Source organism: Streptomyces caniferus (assembly GCF_009811555.1).
Lineage (GTDB): Bacteria > Actinomycetota > Actinomycetes > Streptomycetales > Streptomycetaceae > Streptomyces > Streptomyces caniferus.
On the sequence record NZ_BLIN01000005.1, the window covers coordinates 1,206,169 to 1,219,635 of the forward strand.

Here is a 13,467-nt window from a genome sequence, read left to right on the forward strand (position 1 = left end):
GCAACCGGCCCCGGCCGCCTGCGAACCGCCCCCGGCAACATGGGCACCGCCCCCCGCGACGTGGCCGTCCTCGGCGCCGGTATGCATCCCTGGGGCAAATGGGGGCGCAGCTTCGTCGAGTACGGCACGAAGGCGGCCAGGGCGGCGCTCGCGGACGCCGGCCTCGACTGGTGCGCCGTGCAGAGCATCGTCGGCGCGGACACGGTGCGCGGCGGCTACCCCGGCTATGTGGCGGGCGCGACCTTCGCCAAGGCGCTGGGCTGGCAGGGCGCGCGGGTGACCAGCGTCTATGCGGCCTGTGCCTCCGGCGCGCAGGCCATCGGCACCGCGCGGGCGCAGATCCTCTCGGGGATGGCGGACGTGGCGCTGGTGGTGGGCGCCGACGCCGCGCCCAAGGGCTTCTTCGCCCCGGCGGGCGGCGACCGGCCCGACGATCCCGACTGGTTGCGGTTCCGGGTACTGGGCGCCACCAACCCGGCGTACTTCGGGCTGTACGCGCGCCGCCGGATGGCTCTGTACGGCGATACGGCCGACGACTTCGCGCAGGTGAAGGTGAAGAACTCGGCGGCGGGCGCGGCCAATCCGTACGCCCGCTACCGCAAGCCGGTCACCGCGCGGGAGGTCGCCGCTTCGGCGGTGGTCTGCGATCCGCTCCGGCTGCTGGACATCTGCGCCACCTCCGACGGCGCCGCGGCACTGGTCCTGACCAGCATGGGCTTCGCACGCCGGCACGGCGTCGCGGATCCGGTCCGGATCCGCGCGGTCTCTACGGCCACCCCGCGCTATCCCCGGACCGTGCTGGACCTGCCGGATATCGCCACCGACTCCGCGGCCGCCGTACCGGAGCCGGAGACCGGCTTCCGGGCGTCGATCGCGCTGACCGCCTACGAGGAGGCCGGGATCGGACCCGAGGACCTCTCCCTGGCCGAGGTCTACGACCTCTCCACCGCGCTGGAGCTGGAGTGGTACGAGGACCTGGGGCTGTGCGGCGCCGGCGAGGGGGCGAAGCTGCTGCGGGACGGGGCGACGGCGCTGGGCGGGCGGCTGCCGGTGAACGCCAGCGGGGGCCTGGCCTCCTTCGGCGAGGCGGTACCGGCCCAGGCCATCGCCCAGGTCTGCGAGCTGACCTGGCAGTTGCGGGGACGGGCGGCCGGGCGGCAGGTGGCGGACGCCCGGGTGGGAATGACCGCCAACCAAGGGCTCTTCGGGCACGGGTCGGCTGTGGTCGCCGTGCGGTGAGCGCCGTGCGGTGAGCGCCGTGCGGTGAGCGCCGTGCGGTGAGCGCCGTGCGGTGAGCGCCGTGCGGTGAGCGCCGTGCGGTGAACGGGGATACGCCCCGGCGACCGCCCCAGTGCGGTGGGCGTAGGCACGCGGCGGCGGTACGCGCCATTCGGGGACCGTACGCACGGTGACCGTACGCACGGTGCGCGAAGTACGCGGCACACAGCCCCCTGACGACAGCCCCACCCCCGCATCCCCGGTCGCCACCGCCAACATCCGCCGCTGTCCGCGACCTTGACGCCCCCTCATCACCGGTGAACACTTCCGGATGCCAGTCGGCATCGCCGCACTCAGGCACCCCGGCCGGGTGGCAGCGGCTGTCCGCTGCCCGCCGGTGGCACGCACCCTGCACGGAGGACCGGGGGACGTCCCCGGGCCAGGGCCAAGGAGCCGCCATGTATTCCAATGGGGACATCTTCGTCGGTGAAGTGATAGGCACCGCCGTACTCATACTCTTCGGGGCCGGTGTGTGCGCCGCCGTCACCCTGCACTACTCCAAGGCGAGGGCCGCCGGCTGGGTGGTGATCGCCTTCGGCTGGGGCATGGGCGTACTGGCCGGCGCCTACACCGCGGCCCCGCTGTCCGGCGGCCACCTCAACCCCGCGGTGACGGTGGGCTCGGCGGTGGCGGGCGGCACCGAGTGGTCGAAGGTGCCGCTGTACATCCTGGCGCAGATGGTCGGTGCGGCGATCGGGGCCGTCCTGGCCTGGGCGCTGTACTACGCGCAGTTCGCCGCCAACGCGGAAGCGGACAAGGCCCAGCCGACGCTGGGGATCTTCTCCACCGGCCCGGAGATACGCAATCCGGTCGCCAACCTCGTCACCGAGATCATCGCCACCGTCGGTCTGGTGCTGCCGCTGCTGTTCTTCGGACAGAACAAGGGCATCGGCATCGGCCAGGTCCCCGGCGAGCACGTGGGGGTCTACGGTTCCGGGATCAATGTGCTGCTGGTCGCCCTGCTGGTCGTCGGGATCGGACTGTCGCTGGGCGGGCCCACGGGCTATGCCATCAACCCGGCCCGCGACCTCGGTCCGCGTCTGGTGCACGCCCTGCTGCCGATCCCGAACAAGGGCTCCTCGGACTGGAGTTACTCCTGGATCCCGGTGGCCGGGCCGCTGATCGGCGCGGTGCTGTCCGGGCTGGTCTACAACGCGGCGTTCTGACACCGGCCGGGAGGTGTCCGCCCGGCCGGACCGGGCCCCGCTGCACCCACTCACCAGGACTTCAGGAGGCGTGACGGCATGACGGAGCGAACCGGGAAGACCGAGACATATGTAGCCGCGATCGACCAGGGCACCACCTCCAGCCGCTGCATCATCTTCGATCACGGCGGGGCGATCGTCGCCGTCGACCAGCGCGAGCACCGTCAGATCTTCCCCAAGCCGGGCTGGGTGGAGCACGACGCCACCGAGATCTGGTCGAAGGTGCAGGCCGTGGTGGCGGGCGCGCTCACCAAGGCGGGGCTGCGCGCGGACCAGCTCAGCGCGCTGGGCATCACCAACCAGCGGGAGACCACGGTCCTGTGGGACCGGGCCACCGGCAGACCGGTGCACCATGCGATCGTCTGGCAGGACACCCGGACCTCGCAGCTCTGTGCCGAACTGGGCGGCGCCGACGGGCAGGACCGCTTCCGGGAGGCCACCGGGCTTCCGCTGGCGAGCTACTTCTCCGGGCCGAAGGCGGCCTGGCTGCTGGACGAGGTGCCGGGGCTGCGGGCCCGTGCCGAGCGCGGCGAGATCGCCTTCGGCACCATCGACTCCTGGCTGATCTGGAACCTGACCGGCGGCACCGACGGTGGGGTGCACGTCACCGATGTGACCAACGCGGGCCGCACGATGCTGATGAACCTCGACACCCTCCAGTGGGATCCGGCGATCCTGTCGGCGATGAACGTACCGGCCGCGATCCTGCCGGAGATCAGGTCGTCGGCCGAGGTGTACGGCACGGCCGTGGGCCAGCTGCACGGCGTGCCGGTGGCGTCCGCCCTCGGCGACCAGCAGGCGGCCGTCTTCGGCCAGACCTGCTACGGCGTCGGCGAGGCCAAGAACACCTACGGCACCGGCTCGTTCCTGCTGCTCAACACCGGCAACCGCCCGGTCCCGTCCAAGAACGGGCTGCTGACGACGATGGGCTACCAGCTCGGCGGTGAGGCGCCGGTCTACTGCCTGGAGGGCTCGATCGCCATCACCGGCGCGCTGGTGCAGTGGTTCCGCGATCAGCTGGGCATCATCGCGTCGGCCGAGGAGATCGAACCGCTGGCGGCGAGCGTCCCGGACAACGGCGGGGCGTATGTCGTACCGGCGTTCTCCGGCCTGTCCGCGCCCTATTGGCGCTCCGACGCCCGCGGCGTGATCACCGGTCTGACCGGTTTCGTCACCAAGGCGCATCTGGCGCGCGCCGTACTGGAGGCGACGAGCTGGCAGACCCGGGAGGTGGTGGACGCCATGTTCCAGGACTCGGGGGTGCGGATCACCCAGCTCAAGGTCGACGGGGGCATGACCGCCAACCATCTGCTGATGCAGCATCAGGCGGATGTGCTGGACGTGCCGGTGATCCGCCCGGTGATCTCGGAGACCACCTGTCTGGGAGCGGCGTACGCGGCCGGGCTGGCGACCGGTGTCTGGCAGGACCTGGACGAGCTGCGGAGCCATTGGAAGCGGGACACGCAGTGGACGCCGCGGATGGACGCACAGACCCGCGACCGCGAGTTCGCCAGCTGGCGCAGGGCCGTGGAGCGGAGCTTCGGCTGGCTGGCCGAGGACGGCTCGGCGACATAACGGCGTCAGCAGCGCGCAGACGTACGGTCCGTACCCCGGACGGCGGGGTACGGGCCGTACTGCCGCGCCCCGTCAGGGGAGCGCGGGCTCCCGGCGCCGGGCGCCGGTCTCCATCGCGTGCTCGACGACGGAGATCAGCACGTCCCGTGCGGAGTCCTTGAGGCGGGCGTCGCACAGCACCACCGGGACCTGGGGGTCGAGGTCGAGGGCATCGCGTACCGAATCCGGCGGGTAGCGGTCGGCTCCGTCGAAGCAGTTGACGGCGACCGTGAAGGGCAGGCCGCGCCGCTCGAAGTAGTCGATGGCCGCGAAGCTGTCCGCCAGCCGGCGGGTGTCGGCCAGCACCACCGCGCCGAGCGCGCCCCGGGCCAGCTCGTCCCACAGGAACCAGAAGCGGTCCTGGCCGGGGGTGCCGAAGAGGTAGAGCACCAGTTCTTCGTTGACGGTGATCCGTCCGAAGTCCATGGCGACGGTGGTGGTGGTCTTGGTCTCCACCCCGTCGAGGTCGTCGACCGGGCGGCCCGCCTCGGTCAGCCGTTCCTCGGTACGCAGTGGTTTGATCTCGCTGACGGCACCGACCAGGGTGGTCTTACCGACCCCGAAGCCGCCCGCGACCAGGATCTTGAGCGTCACCGGCTCGACGGCGGCGGACCGTCGGCGGCGATCGGATCGCCCGAAGGCCATGGGATTCTTCTCCTGAATTGCCGTGTATACGGGGGAGCTCACGCTTGATACCCGAGCGTCGGCGCACGGGGCAACAGGTGCAAGCGAACGGTACAACGTGCTCGGCACGGCGCCCACTTGAGATGTGTCACGCCGTGGTCACGTCGTGGGTCAGAGGTGGCCAACCTGCCCAAAAGGACGCCGGCGAGGGCCGGGAGCGGCCCGGCCCTGCACGGCAGGCGGCCCGGCCCTCCACGGCGTCAGGCGTACTGGCCGAGGTGGTCGAGGATCTTGGGCGTGACCACCTCGGGGACCTCTTCGGGCAGCCAGTGGCTGGCGCCCGCCAAGGCCTCGAAGCGGTAGGGGCCGTCCACCCACTCCCCCGTGGACTCGGCGGCGCCGCGGCCCAGGGCGGTGTCCTCGCTGCCCCACAGGAAGAGGGTGGGGACGGTGATCCGGCCCGCGGGCACCGAGATGACCGACTCCGGGGCGCGGTACCAGTTCAGCGTGGCGGTGAGCGCGCCCGGGGCGGAGAGCCTTTGGACGTTGTCGTCCACGAGGGCGGCGGGCACCTTGCCGGCGTAGGCGGCGCGGAGCCGGGCGGCGTCGTCGGCGAGCAGCGCGGTCTCCGCGGCGCCGTCGTCGCGGCGGAAGAAGCGGACGTAGTCGAGCATGTGGTGCTGGGCGGGGTCCTCGGCGGCGGCCCGGTTGAGCGCGTCGGGGTGCGGGGTGGCCAGTACGGTCAGGGACTTCAGCCGCTCGGGGTGGGCGCCGGCCAGCGCCCAGGCGACCATGCCGCCCCAGTCGTGCGAGACCAGGTGGAAGCGGTCCGCGCCCTGGGAATCGGCGAAGGCGAGGGCGTCGGCGACGAGTTCGGGGACCGCGTAGTCGGCGATGCGGGGCGGGCGGGCGCGCGGGGAGTAGCCGCGCTGGTCGACGGCGACGGCGCGGTAGCCGGCCGCGCCCAGGGCGGGGAGCACGGCGCTCCAGGAATCGGCGAATTCGGGCCAGCCGTGCAGCAGCAGGACGAACTCCCCGTCGGCGGGGCCGCAGGCCAGCGCGTCGTAGGTGTGCGGGCCGGCCTGGATCTCCAGGTGCTCGACGGGTGCCGGGGTCTCGTCCGTGGCCATGCGGTGACGCTCCTCCTGTTGACGGTTGTTCACCAGGCACCGTAGCCGGGGCACTCGATGCGGCGTCCACCCTGGTCCGGGAGTCGGCGGAGCCGCGTCCTGCGCAAGCGGCGGCCCCGGGGCCGGGGCCGGACGTGGCGAGGCCCGGTGGCCGCTGCCACGGAAGCATCTTCCGGACGGCGGCGGCCACCGGGCCCCGGCGGGTCACAGCGCGCGCAGGCCGTCGATCACCTCGCGCAGCACCTTCTCGTCCGGCAGCTCGGCCGGCGGTACCGGCCTGCTGACATGGACCAGCTCGGCGTCCAGCAGGTCCCCGATCAGGACCCGTACGACGCCGACCGGCAGGTCGAGTTCGGCCGCCAGCTCGGCGACCGACAGCGGCTCCTGCCGGCACAGCTCGACGATCTCGACGTGCTCGGGCGACAGGGTCTGGTCGTCGACCGTCTCCTGCGCGCGGCTCTCGGCGATCACCAGCGCGATCAGGTCGAGGCGCCCCTCCGCATCCGTGCGGGTACGCCCGCGCGTCATGGCGTACGGCCGGACGAAAGGGCCCGCGTCGTCGTCGAACCAGCGGGCCGCCTCGCGGTCCCGCGCCGCCCGGCCGTCCTGCTCGCTCATGCCGAAACCTCGCTGCGCCCGGCCCCGCACCCGCGAGGCGCGCACCCTTGCACGACGAGCTCGCTGCGCTCGCTCATGGTGTCACCGTCGTCGTGCTCAGGTGGAAAGGCCGGACCTGGGCGCGGTGCCCAGGTGCGTGCCCACACGCTTGACCAGCAGCGTCATCTCGTAGGCGATCAGGCCGACATCGGAGTCGGCGTCGGCCAGTACGGCCAGGCAGCTGCCGTCGCCGGCCGCGCTGACGAAGAGGAACGCCTCGTCCAGCTCGACCATGGTCTGCCGGACGTGGCCCGCCTCGAAGTGCCGGCCGACGCCCTTGGCCAGGCTGTGGAAGCCGGACGCGACCGCGGCGAGGTGCTCGCCGTCCTCGCGGGTCAGGTCCTTCGAGGCTCCGGTGGCCAGGCCGTCGCTGGAGAGGACCAGCGCCTTGCGGATGGAGCCCACCCGCTCGACCAGCTCGTCCAGGAGCCAGTTCAGCCCACCGGATCCCTTCTCCGAGACCGATGCGGTGGAAGCTGCTGCCTTCGGTGCGGTCATGGACCGTCCCCTCCCGATGTGGTTCCTGGTGGTGCTGTGGTGCCCGTGTCATTGCCGTTGTGGGTGACCGTGTCACGGGCGCCCGGGTCTGTGGTGTCCGGGTCAGAAGTGTCCGGGCCCTTGGTGGTGCCCGGGACCGTGCTGCCGGCCGCCGCCGTGTCGGCGGCTGCCGGGTCCTCGCCCGGTGGTGTTCCGGTCTCGTGCGGGTCCTCGCCGTTGTCGCGGCGGCCGCGCTGCCAGCCGCGCTGGAGCGACGCCATCCGGGCGCGGACCGCCTCCGCGTCGCGGTCGTCGGCGTCCGGTGCGCTCCGCTGTGCCGTCTCGGCCTGCCCGGCGGGGTCGGTCTTGAGCTGGGGCGCGAGGCTCGCCTGCCGTACCCGGCGGGGCAGGCCCTTGGCCGTGGTGGGCGCGGGCGTCTCCCGGTCCTCGGGGGGCCGCGCGCCGTCCGCGGCCGGGCCCTGGGGCGCGGCGGACGACGGCCGGGACGCGGGGCGTTCGGCGGCGGACTCCTCGGAGCCGGTGCGACCGTGGCCGGACCGTTCGGCGGCCCGCTTCCCCTGCGGGTCGCGGTCGTCGACCGTCCTGCCGTGGTCGGAGACCAGCACCGGCGGGCGGTGGCGGCGCGGCAGCGGGGTCAGCCCGCCGGGTGCCTGGTCCCGGGTCTGCTGGTGCTGCTCGCCGTCGGGGACGGGCGGGACCGGTGCGATGCCGCGCGGTGCGGCGGCCGGGCCGTCGGGGGCGGCGGGTGCCTGCCGGTCGCGGCCGCGGTCCCGCTTGCGGAAGATGCTGTCCTCGTGGTCGGCCGCGCCCAGCTCGTCCGGGCCGAGCGGCGCCTCGAGTTCGACCGGTCCGTCGATGACGGCCGGGACGCGCCGCTCCCGCTGGGACGGCCCCTGGGAGAGCGCGGCCAGCTTGCCCGCCGCGTGCTCCAGTTCATTGCCGACGGGGCCGCCGGGCAGCCCGTCCCGCCCCGGGGCGTCGTCCTCCCGGCCACCGGCGGCACTCTCGGTGAGGAGCGTCCCCGGGATGAAGACCACGGCGGTGGTGCCGCCGTACGGCGAGGGCTGCAGGGAGACCCGGACGTCCTGCCGCTGGGCGAGCCGGCTGACCACGAACAGACCGAGCCGGTCGGTGTCGGACAGCTCGAACTCGGGGGTCTCGGCCAGCCGGAGGTTGGCCTCCAGCAGCAGGTCGGGGGCCATGCCCAGCCCGCGGTCGTGGATCTCCAGGGTGTAGCCGTTGGCGACCCGCTCGCCCAGGACCTGGACGGCGGTGTGCGGCGGCGAGAAGACGGTGGCGTTCTCCAGGAGTTCGGCTATCAGGTGCGTGAGGTCCGAGACCGCGGGGCCGTCCACCGCGAGCCGCGGCAGCCGGCGCACCTCGATCCGCTCGTAGTCCTCCACCTCGGCGACCGCCGCGCGCACCACGTCCATCAGCTGGATGGGTTTGCGCCACTGCCGGGAGGGGGCCGCGCCGGAGAGGATGACCAGGCCCTCCGCGTGCCGGCGCATGCGGGTGGTCAGATGGTCGATCCGGAAGAGGTCGGCGAGTTCGTCGGTGTCCTCGGTGCGCCGTTCCATGGCGTCCAGCAGGGTCAGCTGGCGGTGCAGCAGGACCTGGCTGCGGCGCGCGAGGTTGACGAACACCTCGGAGACGCCCCGGCGCATTTCGGCCTGTTTGACGGCGGCCTCGATCGCGGCCCGCTGGAGGGTGTGGAGCGCCTGCCCGACCTGGCCGGTTTCGTCCGGGCCGAATTCGAGCCGGGGGGCCTCGGTCTCCACGTCGACCTGTTCGCCGGCCCCCAGCCGGCGCATGACGCTCGGCAGCCGCACCCCGGCGACCTCGTGGGCGGCCTTGCGCAGCCGGATCAGGTCCCGGACGTGCCGGCGGCCGATGCGGAACGAGACGATGACCGAGACCATCAGCGCGACGAAGCCGAGGATGCCGGCGACGGCGGCCTTGAGCAGGACGTGCAGGGCGACCGGGGCGACGCGCTCCTGGTAGCGGTCCCCGGCGTCCTTGCCCATCCGCTGGAGGTCGCCGAGCACCTTGTGCGCCGCGCTGTTCCAGCGCTCGGCGTTGACCGCATGCGGTCCGCCCCGGGCGCCGGCGGCGATCACCCGGTCCTCGTACGAGGTCAGCTCGCGGGCCTTCGCGGAGCGCCAGTAGTCGTCGTAGAGTCCGCGGTCCTTGGCGGGCAGGGCGGGCAGGCTGGTGCTGTAGAGGACCCGGCGTTCGGCGACCCGGTCGGACAGTGCGCGCAGATCGCGCCTGCTCATGCTGCCGGACAGCAGCACCGCGGACATCAGGGCGTCCTCGCGGGAGACCGCCTCCCGGGCCCGGGTGATGTTGATCAGCGCGCGGGCCTGCTTGTCCATCTCCACGTTCTCCAGGGCGTGGAGGGCGGCGAGGAAGTCGTAGCCGGGGTCGACGAGGGAGTTGTAGCTCTCCATGGCCTCGTCGCGGGAGACGGTGTTGTGCTCGACCTGGGACCGCAGCGAGCCGAGTGTGCCCAGGCTCTTGAGGATGCCGTTCATCCGGTCGCCGGTGCCGTTGCTGAGGTCCTCGCGCAGGTCGCGCAGGTCGATGTCGGCACGCAGCTGGGTGACGGCGTCGTCGGTGGCCCGGGTGCGCCGGTGGAGCTCGTCGAGGGCGTTGGCACCGCGCCGGTCGGCGAGGTACAGCAGGCTCTGCCGACGCTCCTGCTGGAGCGTCTGGATGACGTCCTCGACCGGATAGCCGAGGTTCTTCACGACGTTGCCGACGTCCAGCAGCTGGTTCGCCTCACGACCGGTGAGATAGGTCGTGAACGCCCACATGGACGTCAGGGACACCAGCGGTACGAGCAGCAACGCCACGATCTTCCGGCGGACCGACTTCCCGCGAAAGCGCATGGCCTCCCCTACGTCAACCCCGGCGCACGGGGGTGGTGTTCCGTCAACAAACGGCGCGAGCCTACTACTGTCGGGTGACCAAGCCGAAGACCTCTCCTGACGTCGGGGAAGCGGCCGGGGCGGGATCGTCCTGAGTTGTCCACCGATTCCCGGACAACCTGCCCGCACCGATGCCCCGGACCGCGTGCGCGCGGCCCGGCAAGATGCCGGACGGTTGGCCGGTTTTGCTCTACCCCGGGTAACTCTGCGCGGCTCCGGTACCCGACCATGGAGGAGGGACAGGGTGCGACGCCAGGGGCATGTACCCGGCGAAATCCGGGCAGCCACCGAGGAGTCGGACACGCGGGGAGAGTGCGGGGAGTGTGACGCGTTCATGGACACCGGCAGACAGCCGTTGTGGCAGGAGGAGCCGGCGGTCCGGCGCCGGATGGCGGATCCGGTGCGCACCGCCGCAGTGCGTGCCGTCATCATCGTGGCACTCACCCTGATCCAGGCGATGGTGGCGTTCCTGTGCACCCTGGCGGGCTCCTGGTTCGCGTTCCCCATGGTGCTCAGCACGGTCGCCAGCACCGTGGTCGCCACCTGGGCGGTACTGGACGTCTGGGTGACCCGTCAGGTGTGGGTGCAGCGCAACGGGGTGCAGTCGCAGCCGAGCAGTACGGCCCGGGAGCTGCGCCGCGAGCGGCGCAGGGCGCGCCGGCAGCAGCGCAGGGAAGCGCGGAAGGGCCCGTCGAGGATCGACCGGGCGGCCGCCTGAACACGACCGCGCGGGACGGGCGGTTCCCGGAGTTCTTCCGGCCGTCTTGGCTCCCCGGACCGTCCGGCCCGTGGGCCGGGGAACCGCGCTCGGCTGCGGACGGTCACGGCACGTTCGCCGCGACCGGGTACGCGAGCCGGGTACGTGACCGGGTATTTACGCCACGGCCTCTTCCCTCACGGCGGGCCGGACATGGATCATGCCGTCCAGGATGCTGACCTCGTGCGTACGCACCGGCCTGCGGGCGGGCAGGCAGGTCGGGGCCCCGGTACGCAGGTCGAACAGGGCCGCGTGCAGCGGGCATTCCACGAAGCAGCCCTCGACCCAGCCGTCCGAGAGCGAGGCGTCCTGATGGCTGCAGGTGTCGTCGACGGCGTAGTAGCCGCCCTCGGCGTGGAAGACCGCGATGGCCGGCGTGACGTCGTCGATCTCGATCCGTACGGACTCACCCTCGGGCAGGTCCTCGATGCGGCAGACGGGAATCATCTGGCCCCCCTCTCGCTGATCGGTATCATGTGTTCTGAATAACGCATCGCAGAGCGCGATGCGCAACAGAATCCAAGCCGGGAAGCGGGCCGTCAAGAGCTTCCCTGCAGATGCCCTCAGACGTGCCCCGCGGGGGCCACCGGGTGGTGACACGAAGACCCATGTCGAACACTTCCGATACGGCAGACGACCGGTCCGAGGAACGGCGCGGCGGGGCGGGATCCGTCCAGTCCGTGGACCGCGCGGTGAGCGTCCTGGAGATCCTGGCCAAGCTGGGCGAGGCCGGGGTGACCGAGATCTCCGAGGAGTTGGGCGTCCACAAGTCGACCGCGTTCCGGATCCTCGGGGTGCTGGAGAACCGCGGGCTGGTGGAGCAGGAGCGGGACCGCGGGAAGTACTACCTGGGCGCCGGAGTGCTGCGGCTGGCCGGCGCCGCCGCGATCCGGCTGGACATCTCGCAGGAGGGGCAGCCGGTGTGCCGCGCGCTCGCCGAGGACACCGGGGAGACCGCCAACATCGCGGTCCTCGACGGCGATGCGGCGGTCAACATCATGCAGGCCAGGGGCTCCGCCGCGGTCACCGCGTACAACTGGCTGGGCCGCCGCACCCCGCTGCACGCCACCGCCAGCGGCAAGGTGCTGCTGGCGCATCTGCCGACGGAGCGCCGGGAGACCCTGGTGACCCGCAAACTGCCGCGGTTCACCGAGAACACCCTGACCACGGCGGCCGGTCTGCGCGAGCAGCTCACCGCCGCGCTCGCCGACGGATTCGCCTGCACCAGCGAGGAGTTGGAGATCGGGCTGAATGCGGTGGCGGCACCGGTCTGGGCGCACGACGGCGCGGTGATCGGCGCGATCGGCGTCTCGGGGCCGGCGTACCGGATGGAGCGTCAGCTGCTGCCGGAGCTCGCGGAGCGGTCCGCGAAGGCGGCCGCGGAGCTCTCCCGCCTGATGGGGTACGCGGGTTGAGACGGCTAGCGAAAAATCCCCCTTGACGGATCCCTGACCCGACTTCCAGCATGTCTCCTATAGCGCAACCCGGCGCACTATAGGCAACACCGTGACAGAGGTGGACCGTCCTCCGCCGCTGTCCCTTCCCCGGGTTTCCTGGTCTCCAGGTTCCCAGCACCGCGCACCACTCCACCCCCCACGGGCATCCGTGCCACCTCACGCGTGCTACCCGCCCCTGCCGCCCCGCAGGCGCTGTTTTAGGAGTGAGACATGCCGCACGAAGCCCGCGCCGTCGTCGCCCTCAAGAAGGGCGCCCCCGTCGAGGTGCTGCCGATCCTCGTACCCGATCCCGGTCCGGGCGAAGTGCTCGTGACCGTGCAGGCCTGCGGGGTGTGCCACACCGATCTGCACTACCGCGACGGCGCGATCGGCGACGACTTCCCCTACCTGCTCGGCCATGAGGCGGCCGGGGTCGTCGAGGAGGTCGGCCCCGGGGTCACGGACCTGGCGCCCGGTGACTATGTGGTGCTGGCCTGGCGCGCGCCCTGCGGGCAGTGCCGGTCCTGCCGTCGCGCCCGCCCCTGGTACTGCTTCGACTCCCGCAACGCCGCCCGGCCGATGACGATGCTGGACGGTACGGAGCTGACCGCGGCGCTGGGCATCGGCGCCTTCGCCGAGAAGACCCTGGTCGCCGCCGGGCAGGCGGTCAAGGTCGATCCCTCGGCGCGCCCGGAGGCCGCGGGCCTGATCGGCTGCGGGGTGATGGCGGGGTACGGCGCGGCCGTGCACACCGGCGGGGTGGGCAGCGGGGACACCGTCGCCGTCATCGGCTGCGGCGGCGTCGGCAACGCCGCGATCGCGGGCGCCTCCCGGGCGGGCGCACGACGCGTGATCGCCGTCGACCTCGACGACGGCAAGCTGGACGCCGCCGAGCGGTTCGGCGCCACCGACACGGTCAACTCCCGCGGTACGGACCCGGTCGAGGCGGTCCGCGCGCTCACCGGCGGGCACGGCGCCGATGTGGTGATCGACGCGGTGGGCCGCCCGGAGACCTACCAGCAGGCCTTCTACATGCGTGATCTGGCCGGCACGCTGGTCCAGGTCGGCGTGCCCGACCCGGACATGCGGATCGAACTGCCGCTGATCGACCTCTTCTCGCGCGGCGGGGCCCTCAAGTCGTCCTGGTACGGCGACTGCCTGCCCAGCCGCGACTTCCCCGTGCTGATCGACCTGTTTCTGAGCGGCAAACTCGATCTGGAGCGGTTCATCAGCGAGACGATCACACTCGACGACATCGAACCGGCTTTCGCGAAGATGCAGCGCGGGGAGGTCCTGCGGTCGGTGGTGGTGGTCTGACCGCCCGCAGGCCTCCCG

The 13,467-nt window shown here is 72.3% G+C and carries 12 protein-coding genes; 6 read left to right on the forward strand and 6 right to left on the reverse strand.

The window, feature by feature from the left end; genetic code table 11:
* Positions 1–39: 39 nt before the first annotated feature.
* The 3 genes from Scani_RS40365 (at position 40) to glpK (ending at position 4,058) form a co-directional block, all read left to right on the forward strand.
* On the forward strand, positions 40–1,239 hold the full coding sequence (locus Scani_RS40365; RefSeq protein WP_176608600.1) for a lipid-transfer protein: 1,200 nt from the start codon (positions 40–42) through the stop codon (positions 1,237–1,239).
* A gap of 437 nt (positions 1,240–1,676) precedes the next feature.
* A complete protein-coding gene (locus Scani_RS21835; RefSeq protein WP_159479022.1) occupies positions 1,677–2,444 on the forward strand; it encodes an MIP/aquaporin family protein in 768 nt (255 codons plus the stop codon).
* A 78-nt stretch (positions 2,445–2,522) separates the two neighbouring features.
* Positions 2,523–4,058 (forward strand): glycerol kinase GlpK, encoded by a 1,536-nt coding sequence (gene glpK / locus Scani_RS21840; protein ID WP_159479024.1) that lies wholly within the window; start codon positions 2,523–2,525, stop codon positions 4,056–4,058.
* A 72-nt stretch (positions 4,059–4,130) separates the two neighbouring features.
* On the opposite strand, the gene Scani_RS21845 is transcribed toward glpK, so the two are convergent.
* The 5 genes from Scani_RS21845 to Scani_RS21865 all read right to left on the reverse strand — a co-directional run bounded on the left by Scani_RS21845 (position 4,131) and on the right by Scani_RS21865 (position 9,900).
* Positions 4,131–4,742 carry a GTP-binding protein gene (locus Scani_RS21845; RefSeq protein ID WP_159479026.1) on the reverse strand — a complete coding sequence of 204 codons (612 nt, stop codon included), beginning with the start codon at positions 4,740–4,742 and terminating at the stop codon, positions 4,131–4,133.
* Positions 4,743–4,981: 239 nt separating this feature from the next.
* Entirely contained in the window at positions 4,982–5,851 is an 870-nt protein-coding gene (locus Scani_RS21850; RefSeq protein WP_159479028.1) for an alpha/beta fold hydrolase, read from the reverse strand.
* Positions 5,852–6,055: 204 nt separating this feature from the next.
* Positions 6,056–6,469, reverse strand: a complete 414-nt coding sequence (locus tag Scani_RS21855; RefSeq protein ID WP_159479030.1) for a DUF742 domain-containing protein — start codon at positions 6,467–6,469, stop codon at positions 6,056–6,058.
* Positions 6,470–6,565: 96 nt separating this feature from the next.
* Positions 6,566–7,006: a roadblock/LC7 domain-containing protein gene (locus tag Scani_RS21860; protein WP_159479031.1), complete on the reverse strand. Its 441-nt coding sequence runs from the start codon at positions 7,004–7,006 to the stop codon at positions 6,566–6,568.
* Positions 7,003–9,900, reverse strand: coding sequence for a nitrate- and nitrite sensing domain-containing protein (locus Scani_RS21865; protein WP_159479033.1), 2,898 nt, complete (start codon positions 9,898–9,900; stop codon positions 7,003–7,005). Before Scani_RS21865 ends, Scani_RS21860 begins: the two co-directional genes overlap by 4 nt.
* Before the next feature lie 373 nt (positions 9,901–10,273).
* On the opposite strand from Scani_RS21865, the gene Scani_RS21870 reads away from it, so the two are divergent.
* On the forward strand, positions 10,274–10,657 hold the full coding sequence (locus tag Scani_RS21870) for a hypothetical protein (RefSeq protein ID WP_159479035.1): 384 nt from the start codon (positions 10,274–10,276) through the stop codon (positions 10,655–10,657).
* Between the two features lie 156 nt (positions 10,658–10,813).
* Here Scani_RS21870 and Scani_RS21875 read toward each other — a convergent pair whose 3' ends face one another.
* Positions 10,814–11,143 (reverse strand): bifunctional 3-phenylpropionate/cinnamic acid dioxygenase ferredoxin subunit, encoded by a 330-nt coding sequence (locus Scani_RS21875; protein WP_159479037.1) that lies wholly within the window; start codon positions 11,141–11,143, stop codon positions 10,814–10,816.
* A gap of 161 nt (positions 11,144–11,304) precedes the next feature.
* Between Scani_RS21875 and Scani_RS21880 the strand changes: the two genes are divergently transcribed.
* A complete protein-coding gene (locus Scani_RS21880; RefSeq protein WP_159479039.1) occupies positions 11,305–12,111 on the forward strand; it encodes an IclR family transcriptional regulator in 807 nt (268 codons plus the stop codon).
* Positions 12,112–12,363: 252 nt separating this feature from the next.
* Positions 12,364–13,449: an S-(hydroxymethyl)mycothiol dehydrogenase gene (locus Scani_RS21885; protein WP_159479041.1), complete on the forward strand. Its 1,086-nt coding sequence runs from the start codon at positions 12,364–12,366 to the stop codon at positions 13,447–13,449.
* Positions 13,450–13,467: the final 18 nt, after the last annotated feature.